Here is a 25,520-nt window from a genome sequence, read left to right as displayed (position 1 = left end):
AATCAGGCCCGGCACAGGATCTCGCCGTGCGGGACCATGAACCAGCCGTCGTCCTCCGTGCCCCAGGCGCGCCACGCGTCCGCGATCGAGGCCAGCTCCTCGTGGGTCGCGTGGCCGCCGCCGACGGCCAGTTCCGCGTAGACCGACTGGGTGACGCGGTCGGCCCACAGGCCGCTCCACCAGGCGCGCTCGTCGGGCGAGGCGAAGCACCAGACGCCGGCGGACGAGGTGACGTCGGTGAACCCGGCCTCGTGCGCCCAGGCGCGCAGCCGCCGCCCGGCGTCCGGCTCGCCTCCGTTCGCGCCGGCCACCCGCCGGTACAGGGCCTTCCAGCGGTCCAGGCCGGGGGACTGCGGGAACCAGGTGAACGCGTCGTAGTCGCTGTCCCGCGCGGCCACCACGCCACCCGGGCGGCACACCCGCCGCATCTCGCGCAGCGCCCGCACCGGGTCGCCGACGTGCTGCAGCACCTGATGGGCGTGCACGATGTCGAAGGAGTCGTCGGGGAAGTCCAGCGCGTGGACGTCGGCGACCGCGAACTCCACGTTGTCCAGGCCACGTTCGACTGCGACGGCCCGCGCCTTCTCCAGCACGTCCTTCGCCGAGTCCACCGCCGTCACCCGCCCCGGCGCGACCCGCGCGGCCAGATCGGCCGTGATCGTCCCCGGCCCGCAGCCGACGTCCAGGACGTCCAGGCCGGCGCGCAGTTCCGGGATCAGATAGGCGGCGGAGTTCTCGACCGTGCGCCAGGCGTGGGAGCGCAGGACGGACTCGTGGTGGCCATGGGTGTAGACGGCGGTCTCGTGCGGAGTGGACGACGCTTGGTCGGCGTGCGGCATGGCGGGGCTCCCAAGGACGAGTGGGTGCGGTGCGGTGTGGTGCGGTGTGGTGCGTGCTGATCACGGTACGCCGATCATTCGCATGATGAGACCCCGTTCTCATCATGTGGACGAGTCAGCTGAACGGGCCGCATGTGTAACGGAGTTCGCGCAGCGGCAGGCCGCCCGTCTCCTCGACGGCGGACACGCCGTCAGGGAGCCATCCGGCCGCCTCGTAGAACGCCCGCGCCCGCCCGTTCCCCTCCAGCACCCACAGCGCGGCCTCCCGGAACCCGGCCGCTCCCATCGCCGCGACCGTCGCCCCGAGCAGCGCGCGCCCCACGCCGCGCCCCCACACCTCCGGCGCGGCGTACAGCGCGGAAAGCTCCGCCGTGACCGCCGGGTCCAACTCCCCACCGGGCCACGCCCGGAAGGAGGCGAACGCCCGTACCGTCCCGGCCTCGCTCGTCGCCACGAGCACCGTCGGCGCGTCGGCCGACGACAGGCGGTCGCGCCACACCGCCGCCCGTTCGGCGACGTCGAGGCCGTCGAGATACGCGGCGGGGACCAGGCCGCGGTAGGCGGCCTGCCAGGAGCGGACATGGACGGTCGCGAGGGCGGTGGCGTCGGACGCGCCGGCGATGCGGATCGGCACGGGTGTCATCGATGGCACGGGTGGCACCGCTGGCATGGATGTCATGGGCGGCATAGGTGGCACAGGCGGCACGGGCGGCACGGGTGTCATGTCGCATTGTCGGTGGTGCCGGGGCGTGCGGGCCACGGGTTTCCCGGCGCCGGCGCCCCGGCTACCCGTCGGCCCCGCGCCGCCACTCCCACCTCCGCTCACCGTCCTCGAACGCCTCCGTCGGAGCGAGCCCCGCCGCCCGCGCCACCGCCGCCGACGCGTGGTGCTCGGGATGGACGTGCGCCACCAGGCGCGGCACGCCCTGTGCGCGCAGCCAGTCGGCGAGGGCCACCGCGGCCTCGCGGGCCAGGCCGCGGCCCTGCCACGGGGTGGCGAGGACCCAGGCGATCTCGGCGGCGCCGTCCGTCACCGTGGCCTGGACCGTGCCGACCGCCGCGCCGGTCTCGCGGAGCCGGAGCACCCAGTTGCACCAGGCGGCGGTGCGGGGCTCCGGCGGGCCGGCGAGGAGGCGGGCGTAGCGGGCGCGCAGGGCGGGTTCGGGGAGTGGCGCGCCGCCGATGAAGGCGTGGAGGGCGGGGTCGGCGAGGGCCTCGGCCATCTCGGGGGCGTGGTCGAGCCGCAGCGGCTCCAGATCGAGGCGGGGGCCGCGCAGCGGGGCGGCGGTGAGAAGGTGCGGTTCGGGTGCGGTCATCCGTACAGGCTGCCTCATCGTGCCGACGGTGCCCCGACGCGCCCCGACAGGCCCAGACACGACCTGATGTACCCCGTCATACCGTGATGTGCCTCGACGTGCCTCGATGTGCCCCGACACGGTCCCGGCAGCGATCGCGGAATTCGGACCGAGTCGCGACGACTTGACGGATCTTCACGTGACAGGGGCGTGAACGGCCCGCCGCCGCTCCCGTCCCGCGCCTACCCTGGCCCCCATGACCGCGCCCGCTCGTCGCACCCTGCTCAAGGCGCTCGCCGCCGCGCCCGCCCTCTCCGCGCTCGCAGTGCCCCAGGCCGCAGCCGCCACCGGCATCGTCAAGCCGCTGCCGCCCGAGTACTTCACGCTCCGCGGCACCAACGCCGAAGCGCGTTACGAGTCGTTCGCCGACACCGGCTCGCTCACGCCCAACGCGCGCTTCTTCGTCCGCAACCACACCTCCACCCCCGTCCTCGACGCCACCGGCTGGCGGCTCACCGTCTGGGGCGACGGGCTGCACGGCGGCGGTCCCGTGCACTTCACCCACGGGCAGCTGCGCGACCTGCCCGCCGTCACCCGCACGGCCCTCATCGAGTGCGCCGGCAACGGCCGCAGTCTCTACGCCACCCAGCAGGGCGAGACCGTCACCGGCACGCCCTGGACGCTCGGTGCGGTCGGCGCCGCGCGCTGGCGCGGGGCCAGGCTGTCGGACGTGCTGCGGCTCGCCGGGATCGCCGGCGACGCCGTCGACGTGATGCCGCGCGGCCTCGACGACGAGTACGTCACGGGCGGCGTCAGCCTCGGCCGGGTGCGCCGCCCGCTGCCCGTCGCCAAGGCGCTGGACGACGTGATCCTCGCGTACGAGATGAACGGCGAGCCGCTGCCGTACGACCACGGGCACCCGGTCCGGCTCGTCGTGCCGTCCTGGGTCGGCATCGCGTCCATCAAGTGGCTCGGCGACATCGAGGTGTCCCGCGCCCCGCTCGCCTCGCCGTGGAACACCGAGTACTACCGGATGTTCGGCGAGGCCTACCCGCCCGGCGGCAGCGCCCCGCTCACCCGCCAGACCCTCAAGAGCGCCTACGAGCTGCCGTTCGGCGCCACCCTGGAGACCGGCCGCACGCACCGGCTCACCGGCCGCGCCTGGTCCGCGCTCGCGCCCGTCCGCGAGGTCGACGTGTCCGTCGACGGCGGCGCCCACTGGCGGCCCGCCCGGCTCCTCGACGCTCCGCGCCGGAACGGCTGGGTCCGCTGGACCGCGCCCTGGCACCCGCACCGCCCCGGACCGGCCACCCTGCTCGCACGCGTCACCGACGCGGACGGGAACACCCAGCCCGAGCGGGCCGTGCCCAACACCCAGGGCTACCTCTTCAACGCCGTCGTCCGTCACCCCGTCACCCTCGTCTGACCCCTGCCCGACGCCTCCGGGGCCCGTCCGACGTCCGTCCGGGGCCCGTCCGACGCCCGGTCCGGGTCCCGCCCGGCGCGCGTCCGGGGGCCCGGCCAGGCCGATGCAATGCAGTTGTCTTGGCTGCCGAACCCCGACCGTGGGCCCGGTCACCCGCTGACCAGCGGGAGTGATCCGGACCGGGAGGACGCATCGGTACGGTTCTGAGCATGGTGATCGACAGAGGCCTCCACGAGGTTTCCGGCGCGGACATTCCCGGCGTACTCGACGAGGCCGCCCGCCAGGGCGTTCCTGTGTTCACGCTCTCCACCGCCGGGCGGACCGACCAGGAAGCATTCTTCGGGGCGGTGCGGGAGTCACTTCCCCTGGACCCGCCGCTCGGGCCCCGCATGGTCTGGGACGCCCTCTCGGATTCCCTCTGGGGCGGGCTCCACGAGCTGAAGTCTCCCCGTGCGGTCATCGTCTGGCCCGACGCCCGGCCCGTCGCGGGTGCCGAGGGTGACTTCTGGATCGCGCTGGACGTCCTCCGAGACGTGGCCGAGTCCCTCGCCGAAGACCGATACACCAGCGGAAGGCCGACGCGGGTCTCGGTTTACATCGCCCCGGCCCCGAGCGCTGGAGAAGCGGCGTCGGCGGAGGGCTGAGCGACTGGCTCGCGCGCCCCGTCACTCCGTGAGGCGGTCGCCGCCTGGCCTTCGGGGCCGACTCCGTACGATCCCGGGCGAACAGACACGGGGCCAAGGCCGAAGTGCACGACCAGCCTCGCCGGCAGGAGGCGGCGGCGCCGCTCGGCCCGGTCGTGCTCGGCTATCGCCGCGTCGACCGGTTCAGCGGTGAACACCTTCGTCAGGATCCCGGTCCGCACCCGCTGGCCCGCGCCCCACCCCGTCACACGCGGCGCAACGATCTCCCCGGCTCAAAGGCAACTGCGTCGGCCCGGCCAGGCCCCCGTCCGATCCTCCGAACCTCGCCCGAGGGGCGAATCACCCCGAACCTCCGTATAAAGGCTCTGTGGACCGAAGGGCCCTGACGGCGCTCGGGGCCGGTACGGAGGTTCGGGAGTTCGGGAGGCTCGGGAGGTTCGGGACATGCGGCAGACCGCCCCGGAGGGACGCGGCCCGGTACGGTACGGGCCGCCCGCGCCGGAGCCGGGACTGCCCGTGCTGCCCCGCCTCGCCGCCGTGCTCGCCGCCGCCGCGGACCGCACCGCGCCCGAACCGCCCGGTGGCGGGCCCGTGCTCCGCGAGGCCGCCGCCGGCTACTGGTGGCGGCGCGGCCTGCGCACCCACGCCGAGGACGTCGTCGCCGCGCCCGGCGCCCCGCCCCTGCTGCTCGCCCTGATCGCCGCCCACGGCGGCGACCTGCTGCTGCCCCGGCCGTGCCCGGCCTGGTGGACCCCGCAGGCCCGGCTGCTCGGCCGCCCCGCCTACCACGTGCCCACTCCCGCCGAATGCGGCGGCGTGCCCGACCCGTACGCCCTCCTGGAGACCATCCGCCGGGTCCGCGCCGAGGGCGGCCACCCGCGGCTGCTCCTGCTCTCCGTCGCCGACGACCCGACCGCGACCGTCGCCCCGCCCGAGATCCTCCGCGAGGCGTGCGAGGCCGCCGTCGCCGAGGGCCTGCACATCATCAGCGACGAGACCTGGCGCGACACCCTGCACCGGCCCCAGGACACCGTGCTGCTCAGCCCCGCGGAGATGTGCCCCGACGACGTCACCGTCCTCACCGACCTCGCCGGCGCCCTCACCCCCGCCGCCTGGCCCTGCGCCGTCGCCCGCTTCCCGCCGGCCGCCGCCGCCCGCGCCGACGGCTACGGCGACCCCCGCGCCCGTACGCTCGACATCCTCACCGCGCTCGGCGCCCTCGTGCCCGGCCCGTTCGCACCCGCCGCCGCGCACGCGCTCGACGAACCCGAGGACGTCACCGTACGGGCCCGGCTCACCGCCCACCTGCACGGCCGCGTGGCCGCCGCCGCCCACCGGGCCGTGCTCGCCGCCGGCGCCCTCGCCAGGCCCCCGCAGGCCGGCCGGCACCTCTACGCCGACCTCGGGCCGCTGCGTCCCGGACTCGCCGCCCGTGGCGTCACCGACTCCCTCGAACTCGAGAACCACCTCACCGCGCGGCTCGGCACCCCCGTGCCCGGCGGTCACCGCTTCGGCGACGAACTCGGCGCGCTGCGCGTCAGGTTCGACACCGCGGCCTTCCTGGGAACCACCGTGGAAGAACGGACGGAAGCCCTCACCTTCCCGCGGCCCGAGGAACTGCCGCACGTGGCGGCGGCGTTGGGCCGGTTCGGTGCGTCCCTTGACGAACTCGCCCCCCAGCAGGGCCGGTAGACGGCCGGTCGACGGAACAGACGCGGCAGCGCACGAGACGGAGGCAGCAGAGATGACGGAACAGACGGCCCGGCCGCCCCAGACCCCGCACTCCGCCGGCGCCCCGCACTCCGCCGGTACTCCGCACTCCGCCGGCACCTCGCACCCGACCGCTCCCGCGCCGCCGCCCTCCACGCCCTCCACGCCTTCCACGCCCTCCACGCCCTCCGCGCCTTCCACGCCCTCCCCTTCCCCGCCCTCCGTGCTTCAGCCCCTCGGCCGGCTCCGCCACGACTGGCCCCGCAGCTTCGCCGACCGGCTCACCGCGCCGCTGCCCGGCGTCCGCGCCATGGCCCGGCTCGCCCGTGAGGGCGCCCTCCGCCCCGCGCCGGACGGACTCCGGGACGTCCCGCTGCTCCCCTTCGAGCCCGGCCCGCTGCCCGAGGCCGGCCCGGACACGGTCGCCGTCACCTGGGCCGGACACGCCAGCTGGGTGGTGCGGATCGGCGGCCTCACCGTGCTCACCGACCCCGTCTGGTCCCGCCGCATCCTCGGCACCCCGGCCCGGCTCACCCCGGTCGGCGTCCGCTGGGAGGACCTGCCGCCGGTCGACGCGGTCGTCATCAGCCACAACCACTTCGACCACCTCGACGCGCCCACCCTCAAGCGGCTGCCGCGCCGCACCCCGGTCTTCGTCCCCGCCGGACTCGGCCGCTGGTTCACCCGGCGCCGGTTCAGCCGGGTCACCGAGCTCGACTGGTGGGAGGCGGCCGAACTCGGCGGCGTGCGCTTCGACTTCGTGCCCGCGCACCACTGGTCCAAGCGCACCCTGCTCGACACGTGCCGTTCGCTGTGGGGCGGCTGGGTGCTCGGCGACCGGGCGGGCCGCCGGGTCTACTTCGCGGGCGACACCGGCTACGGCCACTGGTTCGGCGAGATCGGCCGCCGCCACCCCGGCATCGACCTCGCCCTCCTCCCCATCGGCGCCTACGACCCGCGCTGGTGGCTCGGCGACGTCCACGCCGATCCCGAGGAGGCCGTCCGCGCCTGCCAGGACCTCGGGGCTCGCCGGATGGCCCCCATGCACTGGGCGACCTTCGTCCTCTCCGCCGAGCCCGTGCTCGAACCCCTCACCCGCGTCCGCACCGCCTGGGAGAAGGCCGGGCTGGCCCGCGAGGACCTGTGGGACCTGGGCGTCGGCGCGTCACGCGTGCTCGCCGCCTGATCACCTCGGAGAGCCGGCAGGTCCCGAAGAGCCAGTGGATCCAGAGGAGCCAGTGGATCCAGAGGAGCCGGCGGGTCCCGAGGGTCCCGAAGAGTCCGAGGGCCCCGGGTGCTCGTTCCCGGCGGGCGTCTCCTGGTGATCCCGGTGCTCCTGGTGATCCCGGTGCTGTCCGCGCAGCCGCCGCCACACCCCCGGCGCCGCGCTGATCAGCACCGTCAGGCCCACCGCCGCCACCACGCCCTCCCAGGGCTCGGGGAAGAGCGAACCGCCGAGGATGCCGATGAGCTGGTACGTCGCCGCCCACGCCAGACACGCCGGCAGATCACCCCGGGCGAAGCGCCGCAGCGGCATCCCGGCGAGCAGACACGCCAGCATCACCGGGATCCGACCGGCGGGCATCAGCCGGGAGAGGACGAGCACCGGCACCTGGTGGCTCTCCAGGCGCTCCTGCGCATGGGCCAGCCGCTCCGGCGTCACCCGGCCGCGCAGCGACGCCAGCCACCGGGATCCGCCCCGGGACCGCACCCCGCGCTGCCCGAGCCAGTACAGCGCCAGGTCGCCGAGGAAGGCGGCGGAGGAGGCGACCAGGAACACATAGAGCAGGGACAGCGGGTTCGACTGGTGGAAGGCCACCACCGCGGCCGAACTGACGATCGCGCCGGTCGGCACGACCGGCACCAGGGCTCCCAGCGCCACCAGCAGGAAGAGCGACGGATAGCCGACGGCCTGCTGCGTGGACTCCGGCGGCAGCTCGCGCACCGCCGCCACCAGACGGCCGATCACCGTCCGCCACCCGCCCGCGCGGCTCTTCGAACCCTCACCGCGCCACCTCCGGCCGGACCCGCTCGCCGTGCTCCAGCAGGTGCACCGCGACCTTCGGCGCGAGCCGGGCCGCGTGGCGGACGAACTCGTCGCCGGGGGAGTGGAACTCGTGCGGCCGGACCGCGTCCATGCCGATCGGCCAGTACGTGCCGAAGTGCACCGGCACCGCGGCCGCCGGGGACAGCGCGGCGAGTGCCTCGGCGGCGCGGCCCGCGTCCAGGTGGCCGTGGCCGAGGTACGGGCCCCAGCCGCCGACCGGGAGCAGGGCCACGTCCACCGGGCCGACCGCCTCCGCCATGCCGTCGAAGAGCCCGGTGTCGCCGGCGAAGTAGGTGCGGGCCTCGCCCTCCACCACGTACCCGAGCGCGGGCGAGCAGTGCGGGCCGACCGGGAGCCGGCGTCCGTCGTGCCGCGCGGGCACGGCCCGTACCGTCACGCCCTCGACGGTCACCTCCTCGCCCGGCACGATCTCGGTCAGGTTCAGGCCCCGCTCGGCGGGCAGCCGGCGCAGCGCCGGTACGGCGCGCGGGGCGCCGCTCGGCACGATCAGCCGGGTGCCGGGGGCGAGCCGGGCGAGCGAGGGCAGATGCAGGTGGTCGGCGTGCAGATGGGAGACGAGCACGGCCTCGGCGCGGGCGGCCTCGGGCGGTGGCGGCGCGCCGCGGCGGCGGCGCAGATGGGCGAGCCGGGGCGCGAAGAGCGGGTCGGTGAGGAAGCGGACCCCGGAGTCCTCGACCGTGCACGTGGCATGACCCCACCAGGTGACCTCCACCGGCACGCCGCCTTCTCCCCTCGCCGCTGGTCCCGGCCCCGGTTCCCTGCCGGGAAGCCGTGGCCCTTCCGTAACGAGGGTAAATGTCCGGAGCCGCCGGTGTGGCCGGTCTTCACCGGACCGACCCCAGTTGGTATACCGGACCCCTCCTCGGGGCCCGGGGAACGCAGTAGGGTCGGTCCATGGACGACGTTCGGGTGGCGGCGATCGCCAGCCTCACCCCGCTCGAAGAGCTCGACGACGACCCCTTCCTGGTCGACACCCGCACCCAGCACGCCATGTGCGTCCGCTGGGCCTGCGACCAGGGCTACACGGTGACGAGGAAGCTGTTCTGCTACGGCATCAGGCCCGACCACGAGGCCCTCTGGTCGGACGTCGACGAGGGCGCGGTGAACCTCTTCGTCGCACCGAACGAGCGAGTTCTCGCCCGCGCGTTGACGGACGTGCCGCGCTTCTTCGACGAGTGCGCGCGGCGCGGGGTGCGACTGGAGACCGCGGGCTTCATCGAACCCGCGTACGACGCGCCGATGAAGGCCGGGGTGCACCGCAGGCTGTCGATGCCCACCGCCGGTTACGACGGCTCCTGAGCGCCCCGCTCGCCCGCGCGCCCGTCCGTGCGCCCGCCCGCGCGCCCGTCCGTGCCCCCGCCCGCCCGGCTCCTCGGCTGCTCGACTCCGCCCGGCCGCTGCCCTCGCCACCCCGCCACCCGGGCATCTCGCCATCTAGCCATCTCGCTGCCCCGCCGCGCCGTCGGGCGCCCGTTTCCCCTCGTCCATCGCGTCGGAAGTCCCGGACCGTTGTGCCACGCTTGAGGCAGGAAACGGGTGAAAGGCGAACCAGGCGTGGGTGAGAGGCGCGGGGGTCCCGACCGCTGGCGGAGTGCCGGCGGCGCCCTGCTGCGGGTCGTCACGGTGTGGGCGGTGTCCACGCTCACGATGCTCGTCCTGGCCGGCGTGCTGCCCGACTTCCGGCTGCAGTCCGCCTCCGGGGACAGCGTCACCCAGGTCGCTCTCACCGCCGTCTGGGCCGCGGGTGCCTTCGGTGTGCTCTCCGCGCTCGTCTGGCCGCTGATCGTGCGCGCCCTGCTGCTCGTACCGGCCCTGCTGCTGGGCCTGTTGGTGTTCTTCCTCAACGGTTCGCTGCTGCTCCTCGCGCTCCGTCTGATCCCCGAGGGCGGCGGCGCCGCCACGCCCGAGACCGCCGTCGTGGTCGCCGCCGTGATGTCCGCCGTCGCCTCGGCCACCTCCACCGCGCTCGCCGTCCGCGACGACGAGGCGTACCGGCGCCGGCTCTACCGGCTCACCGACCGCAAACGGCCCCGGCTCGCGCGCGCGGGCGCCGAGCCCGCGCCCGGCACGGTCTTCCTCCAACTCGACGGCGTCGGCCACCGGGTGCTCGGCGACGCCGTCGCCGCCGGCCGGATGCCCACGGTCGCCGACTGGCTCGCCGACGGCCACACCCTCACCGCGTGGCGCACCGACTGGTCCAGCCAGACCGGCGCCAGCCAGCTCGGCATCCTGCACGGGTCCAACGAGGACGTGCCCGCCTTCCGCTGGTACGAGAAGGACACCGGCCGGCTCATGGTCTCCAACCGGCCCGCGAGCGCCGCCGAACTCCAGCGCCGCGCCGTGGAGCGGACCGGCGACGGCGGGCTGCTCACCTTCGACGGCGCCTCCCGCGGCAACCTCTTCAGCGGCGGCGCCGACCAGCTCGCGCTCGTCCTGTCGATGGCCGCCCGCCGGGGCCGCCGCAACCGTTCGCGGGCCGGCTACTTCGCGTACTTCTCCGATGCCGCCAACGCCGTCCGCACCGCCGGCTCCTTCGTCGCCGAGGCCGTCCGCGAGGTGGGGCAGGCGCTGCGGGCCCGGCTGCGCCGCGAGTCGCCGCGGGTCTCGCGCGGCGGGCTCTACCCCTTCGTCCGGGCCTTCGCCACGGTCGTCGAGCGGGACGTGGTGGTCGCCGCCGTCATGGGCGACATGCTCGCCGGGCGCAGCGTCGTCTACGCCGACCTGGTCGCCTACGACGAGGTCGCCCACCACTCGGGGCCGCGCGGCCGCGACACCGACCAGGTCCTCGGCCGCCTCGACCGGGCCCTCGCGCTGATCGCCAAGGTCGCCGAGCACGCGCCCCGCCCGTACCGGATCGTCCTCCTGTCCGACCACGGGCAGAGCCCGGGGGAGACCTTCGCTTCGGCGTACGGGCTGACGCTCGGGGAACTCGTCCGGGCCGGCTGCGGTCTGCCCGTGCCGCGCCGGGTGCGCCGCACCCGCCGGGGGCACCCGCGCACGGAGTCCGGCGGCGGCTCGGAGGCCCGGGACGCGGCCCGCGACGCGCTGCGCAGCGCCCTGCACCGGCCACCGGTCGACGAGGCGGGCGAGGCCGGCGCGGAAGGGCAGGAGGCGGCGGCGGTGGCCGCGGCCCGGGCGCCCGAACCGGTCGTCCTCGCCTCCGGCAACCTCGGCCTGGTCTCCTTTCCCGGGGTGCCGCACCGGATGAACCGCGAGGAGATCGACCGGCTCCACCCGGGGCTGCTCCGGACCCTCGCCCTGCACCCGGGGATCGGCTTCCTGCTGGTGGCGAGCGAGGCACACGGCTCGGTGGTGCTCGCCCGCGACGGCGCGCACGACAGCACACCCGAAGGCGGACCCGAGAGCGCGCACGAGAACGACAGCGCGCACGGCGGCGCCGACCTCGTGGAGGTGCCGCTCGCGCGCCTGGCCGACGACGAGGGGCCGCTCGCCGGCTTCGGACCGGGCGCGGCGGACGCGGTGCGGCGCACCGACGGTTTCCCGCACGTCGCCGACATCATGATCAACTCGAGGTACGACCCCGAGGCCGGCACCGTGCACGCCTTCGAGGAGCAGATCGGTTCGCACGGCGGCCTCGGCGGCGAGCAGGGGCGTCCCTTCCTGCTCTGGCCGCGCGGCCTGACGCCGCCGCCGGCGGATCTGGTGGGCGCGGAGCAGGTGCACCAGGTGCTGCGGGGCTGGCTGCGGGAGAGTCAGGGCGGCCCGCAGGTGCCGCTGGAGATTTCCCCGTCGAGCGAGGGTCCGGAAGCATTTCTTCCGGTCGAAGGGCCCGTCACGCGGGACAAAAACAGCTGATTTGGAGCGCCGTCCCGCCATCCGGACGATGGGGGCGTTTGTACGACGAGAGGCGCGCACCACCCCATGAGCACGGCCACCACCGGGACCACCCCCACCCCGACGACCTCCACCCCGGCCCCCGGCGGGGAAGCGCGGGAACCCGAGCGGCCGAAGGCCGGCAAGCACGACCGCCGCTTCGGACTTCCCGTCGCGACCGCCCTGGTCATGGGCAACATCATCGGTGGCGGCATCTTCCTGCTCCCCGCCTCCGTCGCCCCCTTCGGCACCATCAGCCTGGTCGCCTTCGGCGTGCTCACCCTCGGCGCGATCGCCCTCGCGCTCGTCTTCGGTCGGCTCGCCCGCCGTCTCCCGCAGACCGGCGGCCCGTACGTCTACACCCGCGCCGCCTTCGGCGACTTCGCCGGCTTCCTGGCGGCCTGGAGCTACTGGATCACCGCCTGGGTCTCCAACGCGGCCCTCGCCGTCGCGGCCGTCGGCTACCTCGACGTGCTCGTCCCCGTCCACGAGTCGAAGCTCGCCACCATCGCCGCCGCGCTGGCCTTCCAGTGGCTGCCCGGCCTCGCCAACCTGGCCGGCACCCGCTACGTCGGCGCGGTGCAGGTCGTCGCGACCGTGCTGAAGTTCGTGCCGCTGATCCTGGTCGCCGTCGGCGGGCTCTTCTTCTTCGACCCGGCCAACCTCGGACCCTTCCAGGCGAGCGGCGGCAGCCCGTTCGGCGCCGTCTCCGCCTCCGCGGCGATCCTGCTCTTCAGCTACCTGGGCGTCGAGTCCGCCGCCGTCAGCGCCGGCGAGGTCCGCGACCCGCGCCGCAACGTCGGCCGCGCCACCGTCCTCGGCACCCTCGGCGCCGCCGCCGTCTACCTGCTCGGCACCCTGTCCGTCTTCGGCACCGTCCCCCACGACAAGCTCGTCCACTCCGCCGCGCCGTTCTCCGACGCCACGAACATCATGTTCGGCGGCTCCTGGGGCGGCGCCGCCGTCGCCTGCATGGCGATGGTCAGCATCCTCGGCGCGCTCAACGGCTGGACCCTGCTCAGCGCCCAGGCGCCCTACGCGGCCGCCCGCGACGGCCTGTTCCCGAAGGTCTTCACGGTCAAGCGGCGGGGCGTACCCACTGTCGGCGTGATCGTCACCGTCGTCCTCGCCTCCCTCCTGACGGTCTACAACTACACGGCCGGCACCCAGGGCGTCTTCGAGATCCTGGTCCTCGTCACCACCTTCACCGCCACCGTGCCCTACCTGCTCTCCACAGCCGCGCAGATATTCTTCCTGCTCTCCGGGCAGCGCGAGAAGGTCTCCCGCGCCCGCCTCGCCCGCGACGGCTTCCTCGCCCTCGCCGCCTTCGGCTTCTCGCTGTGGCTGGTCGCCGGAGCCGGCTACGCGGCCGTCTACCAGGGCGTGCTCTTCCTCTTCGCCGGCGTCCTCGTGTACGCGGTGATGGCCGCCCGCAAGGGCCGCGCGGCCGAGACCGCCCCCGTCACGGAGGGGTGACCCCGGACGGGGTGACCCCGGATGGAGTGAAATCCGGGCCCGCGAGGTAGGCCCGGCCGTCCGGCTGGGCAGTACGGATCACCGTGAGGCCCCCCGTCCGGTGCGCGCTCGCGGTGCTGCTCGTGCTCGCCGCGCTGCTCGGCGCGGGCGCGGGCGCCGGAGCGGCGGCGGTCGCCGAGGCGGGCCCGCGCGGTGTCAGCGCGGCCGCCGACCCCGGCGCGGAGACCCACGACGCCGCCGAACAGCACCAGGCGACCGCTCCCGTACGCGAGGCGCGGCGTCCCGCTTCCGCCCGGCGGCCCGGTCGCCAGGCGCCGACGACGTCCGCCGCGCCCCGTCCCGTACCGCCCCCGCACCCTGCGCGCACCGACGCTCCCCGGTCGACGGTGATGCGGTGCTGAGAGGCCCCAGGCCTCCGCACCTCATCACCCCTCCACCGCAAGGAGCTTCGCCATGCCCGCAGACCCCTTCGCCGTGCTCAACGCACTGCTGCGCGCGGAGGCCGCGCGCCAGGACCGCCGTAAGGACGCCCGTACCGAGCAGGACCGCGCGACGGAGCCGCCCGTCACACCCGTCAGGTCCGAGGAACGGAAGGGCCGCACGGACTGACCCGCATCTCGACCGGCCGGCCGCCCCGCGCCCCCGGCCGGTCGAGACCTCCGCGGCCCTCAGGCGCCGTCCGCGCCGTCCGCCCCGTCCGCACCGTCCGCGCCGTCCGCGCCGGCCGTGTGCGTCCCGCGGCCGTGCACCGCCACCAGCCCCAGCACCGCCAGCGCGAGGAGCGCGAGCGCGAGGAGCGCGGGGACGCGGGCGACCAGCGGACCGGCGAACAGGCAGAGCACACCGGCCACGAGCAGCGCGGTCGGCCGCGGCCGCGAGGAACGCAGCACGATCGCCGCCGCGCCCAGCAGGAACACCCCGACGCCGCCCGTCAGCGACCAGGCCACCGTGCCGTGCAGCGGCTCGGCGAGCCCGTAGTCGGCGGTGTCCGCGACCTGCTTGAGCACCTTCTTCATGCCGAGCGCGCACAGCACCACGCCCGCGACCAGCGGCAGATGGAGGAAGGTGTACACGTCCCGGCCGAACCGGGTCCGCTCGTCGCCGTCGAGCGCCGCGAGCCGGTGCTCGGCCGGCTCCCCGAACCGCCGGAAGTACAGCGCCCACAGCCCGGCCGCGAGCAGCAGCCCCGCCGCGCACGCCACGAGGACGGCCGGGGTCAGCGGATATCCGGCCATGCCGACGCCCATCGCCACGATCGACTCGCCGAGCGCGATGATCACGATGAGGCCGTAGCGCTCGGAGAAGTGCCCGGGGGAGTTGATCCGCCAGCCGGTCGAGCCGGTCACGTAGATCCCGCCGTAGTCGATGACGACCGCGCCCAGCCACAGCAGCAGCCGCGGCACCCCGTGGGACGCGCAGCCCACGAGCAGCAGCACGAACGGCGGCGCCACGGACAGCAGCGCCGTCCGCCGCAGCGTGCGCCGCAGGGCCGTGTCGCCCGGGCTGGAGATCCAGTACGAGACGAGGTGCAGCACCCGTACGGCGCCGTAGCTGAGCACGAACACCAGCGGCGCCGGCAGCCCGCCCGCCGCGTCCGCGAACACCTGCGGCACCGCGAGCGACACCACGAAGACCACGGCCATCACCGTGACGAGCACCCCGAGCAGCCCGCCCGAGTCGGCCCGCACCACGTTGCCCAGCCACGAGAAGCAGCACCAGCACCACCACAGCAGCGCGAGCACCGTCATCCCGCCGACCACGCGCACCGGCGACGGCGCGCCCGCCATCAGCGACGTGACCTGCGTGATCGCGTACACGAAGACCAGATCGAAGAACAGCTCCGCCGGAGTGACCCGGTGTTCCTGCCCGGTCGCGACCATGTGCGACCGCCCCTTGCCCGCCACGGTGTTTCCCCCTGAGTCCGCTGCTGTGCCGAGGCCGCTGTCATCCGGCCAACCCGGCGCGAACCCTACCGTCGAAGGAACCCCCTCAGGGCCTCATTACCTCTGACGTAATCGACCCGAGTTCCGGCCACCGGCATCCTCGTGAGCACCGGGTCCCGGGCGGCGCACTCCGCCCGGGGCCCGGGCCCCAAGCCGTCAGATACGCCTCCCAGGAGGGTGATCCGCCATGTCCCAGGCCCTGCTCGCCGGTCTCTCCCGCACCACCCAGCCGCAGTCCATGCTGCGCCGCTTCCTCGCCCTCGACGCCGTCGTCACCGGCGGCAACGGCCTCGCCTACCTGGCCGCCGCCGGACCGCTCGGCGAACTCCTCGGCGTCGACCGCGGACTCCTGCTCGAACTGGGCGTCTTCCTCACCGCGTACGCGGCCGGCGTGGCCTGGCTCGCCAGCCGCCCGCAGCCGCCGGTCCTCGGCGTCAGGCTCGTCGTCGACGCCAACCTGCTGTGGGCGGTGCTGAGCGTCGTCGCGCTCGTCGACTGGCTCGCGCCCACCACGGCCGGCGCCGTGTGGACGCTCTTCCAGGCGGTCACCGTCGCCGGCTTCGCCGGGCTCCAGTGGTCCGCGCTGCGGGCCGTCGCCGCCGCTACTCGTTGAGGGACCGCGCGAGGGACTGGAGGTAGGCGACCGTCGCCGGGTCGGCCGGGAGCATCGTCTCGATGGCCAGCTCGGCGACGGTCACGTCCATCGGCGTGTTGAACGTCGAGATCGACGACACGAACGACAGCACGTGCCCGTCGTGCTCGATCCGCAGCGGCAGCGCGAAGTACGGGTACGGCTCCGGGTCCTCCCGGTCGTCCGGGTCCGTGGTCCCCTCCGGCAGCGTGTACGCCGACACCTCCGCGTACAGCGCGCGCAGCGCCTCCGAACGGGCGAGCCCGATCTGACGCTCCATCTGGGCGAGCAGATGCCCGCGCCACTCGCGCAGGTTGCGGATGCGCGGCGCCAGGCCCTCGGGGTGCAGGGTGATCCGCATGGCGTTCAGCGGCGGCGTCAGCAGATGCTCCGGCAGCCCCGCGAGCAGCAGCTGAATGCCCCGGTTGGCCGCCACCACCGTGTACGAGCCGTCCACGACGAGCGCCGGATACGGTTCGTAACCCTGCAGCAGCTGCTCGATGCCCTCGCGCAGCGTCTCCAGCCGCGGATCGTCGAGCGCCGACTCGGCGTAGCGCGGAGCGTAACCGGCCGCGAGGAGAAGGGCGTTGCGGTCCCGCACCGGCACGTCGAGGTGCTCGGCCAGCTTGAGGATCATCTCCTCGCTCGGTCGCGAGCGGCCCGTCTCGATGAAGGAGATGTGCCGCGCGGACGAGTCCGCGCGCAGCGCCAGCTCCAGCTGGCTGAGCCGCCGCTGCTCCCGCCATCCGCGCAGCAGAGGGCCCACACCCGTGTCGGTCGCGACAGTCGTCATGGGCAGACGGTATCCCAGAGGGGGACCCGGGTACGTTCTCCCCGGGACCGCTCCGACACCACCCCGCACGCCCCGCAACGCCCAGCGCGCCTGCCGGCGCACCTCATCGGAGGGAGCACACGTGCCCACTCAGCCCCTGTCGCAGAAGGAGATCGAGGACCGCCTGCGGGAGCTTCCCGGCTGGTCACTCGACGGCGACCGCATCACCCGCCGCTACGAGCTCGCCGACCACTTCGCCGCGACCGCGCTCGTCGTGCACGTCGCCCAGATCCAGCAGGAGCTGAACCACCACAGCGATCTGACGCTCGGTTACAACACGGTCGCCGTGTCCGTGAACACCCACTCGGCCGGCGGGATCACCGAGAAGGACTTCGAACTCGCCGAGCGCGTCGAGGCGGTGGCGCCCGGCCACGGCGCACGCTGAGGCCGAACTACGATTCCCCCATGGGGGAGACCACGATTCTCGACTACGAGGCCGAGGCCGCGCACTACGACGAGACCCGCGGCGGGGTGCCGCGCGCCGCCGCCGCGGCCGAGGCCGTGCTGCGGCTGCTGCCGCCCGGCACCCGCACCCTGCTCGACCTCGCGTGCGGCACCGGCCTCGTCACCGAGCGCCTCACCCGGCCGGGACTCACCGTGTACGGCGCCGACGCCGCCCACGCGATGCTGCGGACCGCCGCGGGACGCCTGCCCGGCAAGGCGGTGCGCGCCGACGCCCGCCGGCTGCCGCTGCCGGACGCGAGCCTCGACGCCGTCAGCGCCGTGTGGCTGCTCCATCTGGTGCCGTTCGCGGCGGAGATCGTCGCCGAGGCGGCCCGGGTGCTGCGCCCCGGCGGCGTCTTCGTCACCACCGTCGACAAGGACGCCGCCCACGACGTCGGCAGCGACATCGACGCCGCGCTCCGCCCGCACCGGGCGTCCGGCGCGGGCTCCGACCGCGCCGACCGCGTCACCGCGTACGCCGCGGCACACGGCCTCGCCCCCGTGCCCGGCACCACCTTCACAGGGTACGGCCAGGGCACCAGCCCGCGCGGCACGGCCGAGAAGCTGCGCGCCGGCCACTACGCCTCCTGGTTCCACGGCACCCCCGCGACCGTGGCGGACCTGGCCGCCTCCCTCGCCGCCCTGCCGGACCAGGACCGGCCCCGCGCCGACCCCGCGTACCGGCTCGCCTGCTACGTCAAGGGCGCGCCGGGGGCGACGGACACCGCGGGCCCCGTGACGTCCGACGGGAACGCGTCCCCGAGGTAGCCCGCCAGGTCCGGGGTCCCGGGGGCGAGCATGTGCCTGATCCAGGCGTCGCGTTCGTGTCCGAACGGCCCCAACTCCCACACGCAGCCTATCCAGTTGCGGACGCCCGGGTCGCTCTTCACGAAGTGCGTCGGGTCCAGGTCCGGGCAGTCCAGGGCCGGTTGGCCGGCCGCGGCGCCCGCGAAGTGCAGCACGCTGTCCCACGTCCAGTTGTACGCGTTCAGGTACGCTCCGGTGTCGCCGCCCCGGTGCAGCACCACGAAGCTCGCGGGCGGCGTGCCGTCCGGCTCCGGGAACAGCTCGGGCAGGACGGCGTAGGCCGCCTTCTCGACCTCGGGCTCGATGCCCGCCGAGCCGAGGGCGGGGACGTGGTAGCGCTTGACGTACCGGCCGGCGATCTCGACGGGCGGCAGGACGATCAGGTTCTTCTCGCGGAAAGCCATGCCTGGACTGTAGGAACACTTCACTGACATCTTGTGTCAGTGAAGTCCAGCCGCCTTCTGACGATCCTGCTGCTGCTCCAGACCCGCGGCCGGATGACCGCCGCCCGGCTCGCCGCGGAACTCGAGGTCTCCGTCCGCACCGTCTACCGGGACGTCGAGGCGCTGCACGCCGCCGGAGTGCCGCTGTACGGGGACGCCGGGCACCGCGGCGGCTACCAGCTGCTCTCCGGCAACCGCTCCCGGCTCACCGACCTGTGCGAGCGCGAGGCCGAGGCGCTGGTCCTCGCCGGACTCCCGGCCGCCGCGGCCGGGCTCGGGCTCGGCGGCCACTTCGCCGACGCCCAGCTGAAGCTGCGGGCCGCCCTGCCGGTGCCGCTGCGCGAGCACGTGGACCGGCTGCGGGCCCGCTTCCACATCGACGCACCCGGCTGGTACGCCGAGGAGGACGCCGGGTCCCCGTTCCTGGAGGCGGTCGCCGACGCCGTCCGCGCCGGGCGGATGCTCGCCGTGCGCTACCGGCGCTGGAAGGAGCCGACCGACGTCGACCGGCGGCTCGCCCCGTACGGCCTGGTGCTCAAGGCCGGCCGTTGGTACCTGGTGGCGGGGACCGAGCGGGACAGCGGGTCCGGGGGCGGGGCCGGGACCGAGTCCGGGGGCGGGTCCGGGAGCGGCGCCGGGCCGCGCACGTACCGGGTCGACCAGATCCTCGGCCTCTCCGTCCTCGACGAAGAGGCCGTCGTCCCCGAGGACTTCGACCTGGCCGCCCACTGGCGGGCGAGCCAGGCCGACTTCCACGCCCGGCTCCACCAGGGCGAGGCCGTCGTCCGGATCTCCCCGCGCGGCGCGGCCCGGCTCACCGGCGCCGCCGCCCGCGCGCTCGCCGAGAACGGCGTCCCCGGGCCCGACGGCTGGACCCGCTGCACCCTGCCCGTCGAGAGCCCCGAGCACGCCCATGACACCCTGCTCGCGCTCGGCGCGGAGGTGGAGGTCCTCGCGCCCGAGGACCTGCGTGAACGGATCGCCGTCACCGTGCGGACCCTGGCCACCCGCTACGCCTGACCCGCGCCCGGCCTACTCCCTGCCGAACGCCCGGGCCGCGTAGAGCGAGAAGTCGCGCGGCTCGCGGCCGAGCACCCGCTTCACGCCGTCGGTGACCGGAGCGTTGTGCCCGTCGAGCAGCGTCGCGAACAGGCCCGCCAGCCAGGCCGCTTCGCCCTCGGGCATCCCGAACTGCGCCAGCATGCCCGCGTATTCCGCCTCGCTCATCGGCACGTAAGCGACCGGACGCCCCGAGACCCGACCGATCTCCGCCGCCACCTCCGCGAAGGTCAGCGCCCGCGGCCCGGTCAGCTCGTGCACCAGACCCGCGTGCCCGTCCTCGACCAGCGTCGCCACGAGCACCTCCGCCAGGTCGTCGGCGTCGATGAACGGCTCCGCCGTGTCGCCCCCGGGAATCGCGATCGTCCCGGCCGCGACGCCCTCCGCGAGCAGACCCTCGTCGAAGTTCTGCGAGAAGAACGAGGCCCGCACGACGGTGAGTTCCGTGCCGGCGGCGGCCTCCCGCAGCGCCTCCTCGGCCGCCACCGCCTCCGGCTCGCCACGGCCCGACAGCAGCGTGAGCCGCCGCACCCCGTGCGCCGCCGCCAGCTCGCCGAAGGTCCGCATCGCCGCCACCGCGCCCGGCGCGGCGAGATCCGGGTAGTAGTTCACACAGGCGGCGTCCGCGCCGGCCAGCGCCGCGGCCCAACTGCCCGCGTCCTCCCAGTCGAAGCGCGTCGCGCCGGACCGCGACCCGGCCCGCACCCGCACGCCCCGCTCCTCCAGAAGCCGCGCCACCCGGCGCCCGGTCTTCCCGGTCGCGCTCGTCACCAGAACCGTCGGCGTGCTGTCCGTCCGGGCGTTGTCCGTCCGGGCGTTGTCCGTCCGCGCGCCGTCCGTCCGGGCGTTGTCCGTCTGCGTGTCGTTCGTGTTCGTCGTCATGGTTCAAGACTCGTGGCGGCGGCGCCCGCATCCCATGCTCCACCGGCTCACCCGCATACGCGTGCGTCTACGCTGGCCGTCATGGACGCACTCGCCGGTCTGCTCGACGGTCCCCGGGCCAGGGGCGCCGCCATCCTGCGCATGGTGATGGCCCCGCCGTGGTCCGTACGGATCGAGGACGGCGCCCCGCTCTGCCTCATGTGCGTGACCGACGGCGAGGCGTGGATCGTGCCCGACAGCGGGCCGCCCGTGCTGCTGCGCCCCGGCGACATCGCCATCGCCCGCGGCCCCGAGCCCTACACCGTCGCCCACACCGCCGACGCCCCGCCCACCGCCGTCATCGGCGCCGGCGGCGTCTGCGCCACCCTCAGCGGCGACCCGCTGGAGGAGTCGATGTGCCTGGGCGTGCGGAGCTGGGGCAACGCCGCAGACGGCGGCACCACCGTCCTCGTCGGCACCTACACACTGGCCGGCGAGGTCGGCCGGCGGCTGCTGGACGCCCTGCCGGGCCTGCTCCATCTGCCCGGCGACGTGTGGAACTGCCCGCTCATGCCCTTCCTCGACGAGGAGATCTCCCGCGAGGACCCCGGCCAGAGCGTCGTCCTCGACCGGGTGCTCGACCTGCTGCTCATCGCCGCCGTCCGCACCTGGTTCTCCCGGCCCGGGGCCGCCGCGCCCGCCTGGTACCGGGCCATGGGCGACCCCGTCGTGGGCCGGACGCTGCGGCTCCTGGAGAACGACCTCGCCCGCCCCTGGACCGTCGCCGGCCTCGCCGACGAGGCGGGCGTCTCCCGGGCCGCGCTCGCCCGCCGCTTCGCCGACCTCGTGGGGGAGCCGCCGATGGCGTACCTCACCGGCCGGCGCATCGCCCGCGCCGCCGAGCTGCTGCGGCGGACGGAATCCACCGTGGAGTCGATCGCCCGCCAGGTCGGCTACAGCAGCGCCTTCGCGCTGAGCGCGGCCTTCAAACGGGTGCACGGGGTCAGCCCGCAGGAGCACCGCGGACGCTGAGCCCCCGCGGGCGCCGGGCACCGATCGCTTGCCGGTTCGGCAAGTTTTCTCGCGCGTACGGCAGCGGCGGCGCAGTCTGTCCCCATGAGCGCACACCACGGGACCCACCAGGGGCACAAGCACGGCCAGGACCAGCAGCCCGGCGACGGGCACGCCAACGGGCACGCCAACGGGCACTCGCACGGCCAAGGTCACGGCCACGGCCACGGGCACTCGCACGGGCAGGGTCACGGCCACGACCACACCGACCTCGACTGGGCCGAGCTGGCCCCGCTGCTCACCCGGCAGGCCGAGACCCAGAGCCCCCTCTACACGGAGGCGGCCGCCTGGCTCGCCACCCTCGCCCCGGCCGGCGGGGTCCGCCGGGTGCTCGACGTCGGCAGCGGCCCCGGCGTCGTCACCGCGCTGCTCGCCGAGGCGTTCCCCGAGGCCGAGGTCGTCGCCGTCGACGCCACCCCGGAACTCCTCACGCTCGCCCGCGAGCGCGCCGACGCCCGCGGCCTCGGCGACCGGGTCGCCACCCTGCGCGCCGAACTCCCCGAGGACTTCGGCACGCTCGGCACCGCCGACCTGATCTGGGCCAGCCAGTCCCTGCACCACATCGGCGACCAGCGGGCCGCCCTCGTCTCCTTCGCCGAACTGCTGAACCCCGGCGGCGTCATCGCCCTCGCCGAGGGCGGCCTGCCCGCCCGCCACCTGCCGTGGAACGCGGGCGTCGGCCGCCCCGGCCTGGAGGCCAGGATCGACGCCGCCCACGCCGACTGGTTCGGCGAGATGCGGGCCGCGCTGCCCGACAGCAAGGAGGAGATCGACGACTGGGCCGCCCTGCTCACCGCCGCCGGCCTGACGCCCAGCGGCACCCGCAGCTTCCTCGTCGACGTCCCGGCGCCGCTGCCGGACGCCGTGCGCGCCCAGATCGTCGCCCACTACACGCGGCTGCGGGAGGGCCTGGCCGAGCGCGTCGCGGACGACGACCGCGCCGCGATCGACCGGCTGCTCGACCCGGCCGACGCGCTCTCCCTGCACCGCCGCCCGGACCTCTTCCTGCTCATGGCCCGTACGGTCCACACGGCGCGGCGGTCCGGCTGAGGACCGCGCGGGCGCTCAGGCGCCCATGTTGAACGCGGCCGGGTCCGGGCCGAGACGGCGGCCCTCGTCCAGCGCGGCGATGCCCTTCAGGTCCTCGGCGTCGAGCTCGAAGTCGAAGACGTCGATGTTCTCCCGGATCCGGGACGGCGTCACCGACTTCGGGATGACGACGTTGCCGATCTGGAGGTGCCAGCGCAGCACCACCTGGGCCGGGGTGCGGCCGTGCTTCTGCGCGATCGCCACGATCGCCGGCACCTCGAGCAGGCCCCGGCCCGAGCCGAGCGGCGACCATGCCTCGGTCTTGATGCCGAGCCGGTCGTGCACCGCGCGGGACTCGGTCTGCTGGAGCTGCGGGTGCAGCTCGATCTGGTTGACGGCCGGCACGACGGAGGTCTCGCCGGTCAGCCGCTCCAGGTGCTCGGGCAGGAAGTTCGACACGCCGATCGCCTTCGCCCGGCCCTCGCCGAGGATCTTCTCGAACGCCTTGTAGGTGTCGACGTACGCGTCCTTCGCCGGCACCGGCCAGTGGATCAGGTACAGGTCCACGTAGTCGAGGCCGAGGCGGGCGAGGGAGGCGTCGAAGGAGCGCAGGGTCGAGTCGTACCCCTGCTCGCTGTTCCACAGCTTGGTGGTGACGAACAGCTCCTCGCGGCGCAGCCCCGAGGAGGCGAGGGCCTTGCCGGTGCCCGTCTCGTTCTCGTACGCGGCGGCCGTGTCGATGGAGCGGTAGCCGGCCTCCAGGGCCGTGCTGACGGCCCGCTCGGCCTCGTCGTCCGCGACCTGCCAGACGCCGAAGCCGAGCTGCGGCATCTGCACGCCGTTGTTGAGGGTGAGGAAAGGCACCTTGTTGTCCGTGCTCACGAGAGGCGGATCCTTACGTCTTCGAGGGTCGTCGGGTACTCCTGTCAGCGTCAACGATCACCGCGGTGATCGCATTCCGCCGGGCAGCGAAGAGACCCGGACGGACCGCCCGCCGTCCCCGTACCCGCGGCCCGTACCGGGACCGGTGCCGGGGCTCGCGGCCCGCAGTCGTGGCCGTCAGCCGTGGCCCGCGCCCGCGGCCTGCACCTGGGGCCCGTGCCCGCAGATCAGCGGCCCGCGGCCGCGCCCGCGGATCAGCGGTACAGCGCCGCGACCTCGTCCGCGTACGCCTGCTCGATCGCCTTCCGCTTCAGTTTCAGGGAGGGGGTCAGCAGCCCGTGCTCCTCGCTGAACGGATGGGCGAGGATCCGGAAGGTGCGGATCGACTCCGCCTGCGACACCCGGGTGTTCGCCGCCACCACCGCGCGCCGGACCTCCGTCTCCAGAGCCGTGTCGTGCACCAGCTCGGCCGGCGGCAGCGGCGGCCGGTTCTGCATCGACAGCCAGTGCTCCACGGCCTCCTGATCGAGCGTCACCAGGGCGGCGACGTACGGCCGGTCGTTGCCGACGACGATGCACTGCGCCACCAGCGGATGCGCCCGCACCCGCTCCTCCAGGCCGGCCGGCGCGACGCTCTTGCCGCCCGAGGTCACCAGGATCTCCTTCTTCCGCCCGGTGATCGTCAGATAGCCGTCCTCGTCGAGCACGCCCAGGTCGCCGGTCGCCAGCCAGCCGTCGTTCAGGACGGCCTGGGTGGCCTGCGCGTTGTTCAGGTAGTTGGAGAAGACGTGGCCGCCGTGCAGCCACACCTCGCCGTCCTCCGCGATGTGCACCGTCGTGCCCGGCACGGGCTGGCCGACCGTGCCGTACTTGGTGCGCTCCGGCGGGTTCGCCGTCGCCGCCGCGGACGACTCCGTCAGGCCGTAGCCCTCGTAGATCGTGACGCCCGCGCCCTCGAAGAACAGGCCGAGCCGCCGGTCCATCCCCGAGCCGCCCGACATCGCGTGCCGCACCCGGCCGCCGAGCGCCTCGCGCACCTTCACGTACACCGTCTTCTCGAAGAACTGGTGCTGCATGCGCAGTCCGGCCGACGGCCCGGGGCCGATCCCGAAGGCCTTGTGCTCCATCGCCTCCGCGTAGCGCACCGCCACCTCCACGGCCTTGTCGAACGGGCCCCGCTTCCCCTGGCCCTCGGCCTTGCGGCGGGCGGCGTCGAAGACCTTCTCGAAGATGTACGGCACGGCGAGCACGAAGCTCGGCCGGAACGCCTGCAGGTCCGGCAGCAGCGCGGCCGCGGCGAGCACCGGCTGGTGCCCGAGCTTCACGCCGCCGCGGATCGCCGCCACCTCCACCATCCGCCCGAAGACGTGCGCCAGCGGCAGGAAGAGCAGCGTGGACGCCTCGTCACCGGGCTTGGAGCGGAAGACCGGCTCCCAGCGGCCGATCACCATGTCCGACTCGAACATCAGGTTCGCGTGCGTGATCACACAGCCCTTCGGGCGGCCCGTGGTCCCCGAGGTGTAGATGATCGTCGCCACCGACTCGGGCGTCACCGCCCGCCGGTGCCGGTGCACCACGTCCTCGTCGATCTCCGCGCCCGCCGCGACCAGCTCGGCCACCGCGCCCTCGCCCGAGTCCAGCTGCCAGAGCCGCTGGAGCCGCGGCAGCCGGTCGATCACCGAACCGATGGTCATCGCGTGGTCCTCGTGCTCCACCACGCACGCCGTCACCTCGGCGTCGAACAGCATCCACAGCACCTGCTCGGCGGACGACGTCGGATAGACCGGCACCGGCTGGGCGCCCAGCGTCCACAGCGCGAAATCGAACAGGGTCCACTCGTAGCGGGTGCGCGACATGATCGCGACCCGGTCGCCGAACCGCACGCCCTGGGCGATCAGCCCCTTCGCCAGCGCCAGGACCTCGTCGCGGAACTGCGCCGACGTGACGTCCTGCCACTGTCCCCCGGCGTCCTTGCGCCCGAGCGCGACGTGCTGCGGCTCCAGCTCGGCCCGGTCGAACACCACGTCCGCAAGACCGCCGACCTGGGGCGCCGCCTCGACGGGCGGCACGGTGAACTCGCGCACTGGCCTGCTCCTTCGCCCGCTCGATCTCGCACTCCGTACGGCGCGGGTGAACCTACCCCACGCCGCAGCCGGGCGGGAGGGCCTTCACCAAGCCGCGACATTGCGCGTCTCGGCAGGTCAGGGACGGGGGAGCGGGCAAGTG

The 25,520-nt window shown here is 74.6% G+C and carries 27 protein-coding genes; 15 read left to right on the top strand and 12 right to left on the bottom strand.

The features are described 5' to 3' along the window. Positions 1 to 2: 2 nt before the first annotated feature. The 3 genes from ACFYU9_RS18395 to ACFYU9_RS18385 all read right to left on the bottom strand — a co-directional run bounded on the left by ACFYU9_RS18395 (position 3) and on the right by ACFYU9_RS18385 (position 2,155). Positions 3 to 839, bottom strand: a complete 837-nt coding sequence (locus ACFYU9_RS18395; RefSeq protein ID WP_389207027.1) for a methyltransferase domain-containing protein — start codon at positions 837 to 839, stop codon at positions 3 to 5. Positions 840 to 954: 115 nt separating this feature from the next. Beyond that, a complete protein-coding gene (locus ACFYU9_RS18390; RefSeq protein WP_389345657.1) occupies positions 955 to 1,482 on the bottom strand; it encodes a GNAT family N-acetyltransferase in 528 nt (175 codons plus the stop codon). A 142-nt stretch (positions 1,483 to 1,624) separates the two neighbouring features. Continuing rightward, a complete protein-coding gene (locus tag ACFYU9_RS18385; RefSeq protein ID WP_389345382.1) occupies positions 1,625 to 2,155 on the bottom strand; it encodes a GNAT family N-acetyltransferase in 531 nt (176 codons plus the stop codon). A 235-nt stretch (positions 2,156 to 2,390) separates the two neighbouring features. On the opposite strand from ACFYU9_RS18385, the gene ACFYU9_RS18380 reads away from it, so the two are divergent. Together ACFYU9_RS18380 and ACFYU9_RS18375 are read left to right on the top strand one after the other, a co-directional pair. Further along, positions 2,391 to 3,560 carry a sulfite oxidase gene (locus ACFYU9_RS18380; RefSeq protein WP_389345381.1) on the top strand — a complete coding sequence of 390 codons (1,170 nt, stop codon included), beginning with the start codon at positions 2,391 to 2,393 and terminating at the stop codon, positions 3,558 to 3,560. Between the two features lie 209 nt (positions 3,561 to 3,769). Next, on the top strand, positions 3,770 to 4,204 hold the full coding sequence (locus ACFYU9_RS18375; protein ID WP_389345380.1) for a barstar family protein: 435 nt from the start codon (positions 3,770 to 3,772) through the stop codon (positions 4,202 to 4,204). Here the strand turns inward: ACFYU9_RS18375 and ACFYU9_RS18370 are convergent. Continuing rightward, complete coding sequence (locus ACFYU9_RS18370) at positions 4,153 to 4,425, bottom strand: transposase domain-containing protein (protein WP_389345379.1); 273 nt, start codon at positions 4,423 to 4,425, stop codon at positions 4,153 to 4,155. The genes ACFYU9_RS18375 and ACFYU9_RS18370 overlap by 52 nt on opposite strands. Positions 4,426 to 4,648: 223 nt before the next feature. On the opposite strand from ACFYU9_RS18370, the gene ACFYU9_RS18365 reads away from it, so the two are divergent. Then, positions 4,649 to 5,896, top strand: a complete 1,248-nt coding sequence (locus ACFYU9_RS18365; RefSeq protein ID WP_389345378.1) for an aminotransferase class I/II-fold pyridoxal phosphate-dependent enzyme — start codon at positions 4,649 to 4,651, stop codon at positions 5,894 to 5,896. 52 nt (positions 5,897 to 5,948) lie between these two features. After that, entirely contained in the window at positions 5,949 to 7,100 is a 1,152-nt protein-coding gene (locus ACFYU9_RS18360; RefSeq protein WP_389345377.1) for an MBL fold metallo-hydrolase, read from the top strand. Here the strand turns inward: ACFYU9_RS18360 and ACFYU9_RS18355 are convergent, their stop codons facing one another. Further along, a complete protein-coding gene (locus ACFYU9_RS18355; RefSeq protein WP_389345656.1) occupies positions 7,101 to 7,880 on the bottom strand; it encodes a DedA family protein in 780 nt (259 codons plus the stop codon). A gap of 37 nt (positions 7,881 to 7,917) precedes the next feature. Further along, positions 7,918 to 8,700, bottom strand: coding sequence for an MBL fold metallo-hydrolase (locus ACFYU9_RS18350; RefSeq protein ID WP_389345376.1), 783 nt, complete (start codon positions 8,698 to 8,700; stop codon positions 7,918 to 7,920). A gap of 176 nt (positions 8,701 to 8,876) precedes the next feature. On the opposite strand from ACFYU9_RS18350, the gene ACFYU9_RS18345 reads away from it, so the two are divergent. From ACFYU9_RS18345 to ACFYU9_RS18325, 5 genes are all read left to right on the top strand, one after another. Then, positions 8,877 to 9,281 carry a hypothetical protein gene (locus ACFYU9_RS18345; protein ID WP_389207009.1) on the top strand — a complete coding sequence of 135 codons (405 nt, stop codon included), beginning with the start codon at positions 8,877 to 8,879 and terminating at the stop codon, positions 9,279 to 9,281. Between the two features lie 255 nt (positions 9,282 to 9,536). Further along, positions 9,537 to 11,798 (top strand): phage holin family protein, encoded by a 2,262-nt coding sequence (locus tag ACFYU9_RS18340; protein ID WP_389345375.1) that lies wholly within the window; start codon positions 9,537 to 9,539, stop codon positions 11,796 to 11,798. A 66-nt stretch (positions 11,799 to 11,864) separates the two neighbouring features. Further along, positions 11,865 to 13,292 (top strand): amino acid permease, encoded by a 1,428-nt coding sequence (locus tag ACFYU9_RS18335; RefSeq protein ID WP_389207006.1) that lies wholly within the window; start codon positions 11,865 to 11,867, stop codon positions 13,290 to 13,292. 83 nt (positions 13,293 to 13,375) lie between these two features. Then, positions 13,376 to 13,693, top strand: a complete 318-nt coding sequence (locus ACFYU9_RS18330) for a hypothetical protein (RefSeq protein ID WP_389207004.1) — start codon at positions 13,376 to 13,378, stop codon at positions 13,691 to 13,693. A gap of 52 nt (positions 13,694 to 13,745) precedes the next feature. Next, on the top strand, positions 13,746 to 13,901 hold the full coding sequence (locus ACFYU9_RS18325) for a hypothetical protein (RefSeq protein ID WP_389207002.1): 156 nt from the start codon (positions 13,746 to 13,748) through the stop codon (positions 13,899 to 13,901). A 59-nt stretch (positions 13,902 to 13,960) separates the two neighbouring features. Here ACFYU9_RS18325 and ACFYU9_RS18320 read toward each other — a convergent pair whose 3' ends face one another. Continuing rightward, positions 13,961 to 15,172, bottom strand: a complete 1,212-nt coding sequence (locus ACFYU9_RS18320; protein ID WP_389345374.1) for a low temperature requirement protein A — start codon at positions 15,170 to 15,172, stop codon at positions 13,961 to 13,963. 250 nt (positions 15,173 to 15,422) lie between these two features. Here ACFYU9_RS18320 and ACFYU9_RS18315 point away from each other — a divergent pair, with 250 nt between their 5' ends. Next, positions 15,423 to 15,848 (top strand): hypothetical protein, encoded by a 426-nt coding sequence (locus ACFYU9_RS18315; protein ID WP_389206998.1) that lies wholly within the window; start codon positions 15,423 to 15,425, stop codon positions 15,846 to 15,848. Here ACFYU9_RS18315 and ACFYU9_RS18310 read toward each other — a convergent pair. Next, positions 15,838 to 16,659, bottom strand: coding sequence for a helix-turn-helix domain-containing protein (locus ACFYU9_RS18310; RefSeq protein WP_389345373.1), 822 nt, complete (start codon positions 16,657 to 16,659; stop codon positions 15,838 to 15,840). The two genes, ACFYU9_RS18315 and ACFYU9_RS18310, sit on opposite strands and share 11 nt — an antisense overlap. A gap of 121 nt (positions 16,660 to 16,780) precedes the next feature. On the opposite strand from ACFYU9_RS18310, the gene ACFYU9_RS18305 reads away from it, so the two are divergent. Together ACFYU9_RS18305 and ACFYU9_RS18300 are read left to right on the top strand one after the other, a co-directional pair. Then, a complete protein-coding gene (locus ACFYU9_RS18305; RefSeq protein WP_389345372.1) occupies positions 16,781 to 17,083 on the top strand; it encodes a 4a-hydroxytetrahydrobiopterin dehydratase in 303 nt (100 codons plus the stop codon). Between the two features lie 35 nt (positions 17,084 to 17,118). Then, positions 17,119 to 17,910, top strand: coding sequence for a class I SAM-dependent methyltransferase (locus ACFYU9_RS18300; protein ID WP_389345655.1), 792 nt, complete (start codon positions 17,119 to 17,121; stop codon positions 17,908 to 17,910). On the opposite strand, the gene ACFYU9_RS18295 is transcribed toward ACFYU9_RS18300, so the two are convergent. After that, the gene (locus ACFYU9_RS18295) at positions 17,835 to 18,353 is read right to left on the bottom strand and encodes a hypothetical protein (protein WP_389345371.1); all 519 of its coding nucleotides are present in this window, start codon (positions 18,351 to 18,353) and stop codon (positions 17,835 to 17,837) included. The genes ACFYU9_RS18300 and ACFYU9_RS18295 overlap by 76 nt on opposite strands. Before the next feature lie 39 nt (positions 18,354 to 18,392). Between ACFYU9_RS18295 and ACFYU9_RS18290 the strand changes: the two genes are divergently transcribed. Beyond that, positions 18,393 to 19,412, top strand: coding sequence for a helix-turn-helix transcriptional regulator (locus ACFYU9_RS18290; protein WP_389345370.1), 1,020 nt, complete (start codon positions 18,393 to 18,395; stop codon positions 19,410 to 19,412). Between the two features lie 12 nt (positions 19,413 to 19,424). On the opposite strand, the gene ACFYU9_RS18285 is transcribed toward ACFYU9_RS18290, so the two are convergent. Then, entirely contained in the window at positions 19,425 to 20,333 is a 909-nt protein-coding gene (locus ACFYU9_RS18285; RefSeq protein ID WP_389345369.1) for an NmrA family transcriptional regulator, read from the bottom strand. 81 nt (positions 20,334 to 20,414) lie between these two features. Here ACFYU9_RS18285 and ACFYU9_RS18280 point away from each other — a divergent pair, with 81 nt between their 5' ends. Further along, complete coding sequence (locus ACFYU9_RS18280) at positions 20,415 to 21,344, top strand: AraC family transcriptional regulator (protein ID WP_389206985.1); 930 nt, start codon at positions 20,415 to 20,417, stop codon at positions 21,342 to 21,344. A gap of 84 nt (positions 21,345 to 21,428) precedes the next feature. Then, positions 21,429 to 22,433, top strand: coding sequence for a class I SAM-dependent methyltransferase (locus tag ACFYU9_RS18275; protein ID WP_389345368.1), 1,005 nt, complete (start codon positions 21,429 to 21,431; stop codon positions 22,431 to 22,433). 15 nt (positions 22,434 to 22,448) lie between these two features. Here ACFYU9_RS18275 and ACFYU9_RS18270 read toward each other — a convergent pair whose 3' ends face one another. Both ACFYU9_RS18270 and ACFYU9_RS18265 read right to left on the bottom strand, forming a co-directional pair. Beyond that, a complete protein-coding gene (locus ACFYU9_RS18270; RefSeq protein ID WP_389345654.1) occupies positions 22,449 to 23,243 on the bottom strand; it encodes an aldo/keto reductase in 795 nt (264 codons plus the stop codon). A gap of 305 nt (positions 23,244 to 23,548) precedes the next feature. Beyond that, positions 23,549 to 25,378: an AMP-dependent synthetase/ligase gene (locus ACFYU9_RS18265; RefSeq protein WP_389206981.1), complete on the bottom strand. Its 1,830-nt coding sequence runs from the start codon at positions 25,376 to 25,378 to the stop codon at positions 23,549 to 23,551. Positions 25,379 to 25,520: the final 142 nt, after the last annotated feature.

The sequence above is a fragment of the Streptomyces sp. NPDC004327 genome (assembly GCF_042873935.1).
Classification (GTDB): domain Bacteria; phylum Actinomycetota; class Actinomycetes; order Streptomycetales; family Streptomycetaceae; genus Streptomyces.
The sequence above is the reverse complement of the archived record's forward strand: the minus strand, read 5'-3'. Positions and strand labels throughout refer to the sequence as shown.

Coding starts and splice junctions, on each gene's coding strand:
- ACFYU9_RS18395 (WP_389207027.1), bottom strand. CDS start 839: ATGCCGCACGCCGACCAAGCGTCGTCCACTCCGCACGAGACCGCCGTC.
- ACFYU9_RS18390 (WP_389345657.1), bottom strand. CDS start 1,482: ATGACACCCGTGCCGATCCGCATCGCCGGCGCGTCCGACGCCACCGCC.
- ACFYU9_RS18385 (WP_389345382.1), bottom strand. CDS start 2,155: ATGACCGCACCCGAACCGCACCTTCTCACCGCCGCCCCGCTGCGCGGC.
- ACFYU9_RS18380 (WP_389345381.1), top strand. CDS start 2,391: ATGACCGCGCCCGCTCGTCGCACCCTGCTCAAGGCGCTCGCCGCCGCG.
- ACFYU9_RS18375 (WP_389345380.1), top strand. CDS start 3,770: ATGGTGATCGACAGAGGCCTCCACGAGGTTTCCGGCGCGGACATTCCC.
- ACFYU9_RS18365 (WP_389345378.1), top strand. CDS start 4,649: ATGCGGCAGACCGCCCCGGAGGGACGCGGCCCGGTACGGTACGGGCCG.
- ACFYU9_RS18360 (WP_389345377.1), top strand. CDS start 5,949: ATGACGGAACAGACGGCCCGGCCGCCCCAGACCCCGCACTCCGCCGGC.
- ACFYU9_RS18345 (WP_389207009.1), top strand. CDS start 8,877: ATGGACGACGTTCGGGTGGCGGCGATCGCCAGCCTCACCCCGCTCGAA.
- ACFYU9_RS18335 (WP_389207006.1), top strand. CDS start 11,865: ATGAGCACGGCCACCACCGGGACCACCCCCACCCCGACGACCTCCACC.
- ACFYU9_RS18325 (WP_389207002.1), top strand. CDS start 13,746: ATGCCCGCAGACCCCTTCGCCGTGCTCAACGCACTGCTGCGCGCGGAG.
- ACFYU9_RS18320 (WP_389345374.1), bottom strand. CDS start 15,172: ATGGTCGCGACCGGGCAGGAACACCGGGTCACTCCGGCGGAGCTGTTC.
- ACFYU9_RS18315 (WP_389206998.1), top strand. CDS start 15,423: ATGTCCCAGGCCCTGCTCGCCGGTCTCTCCCGCACCACCCAGCCGCAG.
- ACFYU9_RS18310 (WP_389345373.1), bottom strand. CDS start 16,659: ATGACGACTGTCGCGACCGACACGGGTGTGGGCCCTCTGCTGCGCGGA.
- ACFYU9_RS18295 (WP_389345371.1), bottom strand. CDS start 18,353: ATGGCTTTCCGCGAGAAGAACCTGATCGTCCTGCCGCCCGTCGAGATC.
- ACFYU9_RS18285 (WP_389345369.1), bottom strand. CDS start 20,333: ATGACGACGAACACGAACGACACGCAGACGGACAACGCCCGGACGGAC.
- ACFYU9_RS18280 (WP_389206985.1), top strand. CDS start 20,415: ATGGACGCACTCGCCGGTCTGCTCGACGGTCCCCGGGCCAGGGGCGCC.
- ACFYU9_RS18275 (WP_389345368.1), top strand. CDS start 21,429: ATGAGCGCACACCACGGGACCCACCAGGGGCACAAGCACGGCCAGGAC.
- ACFYU9_RS18270 (WP_389345654.1), bottom strand. CDS start 23,243: ATGCCGCAGCTCGGCTTCGGCGTCTGGCAGGTCGCGGACGACGAGGCC.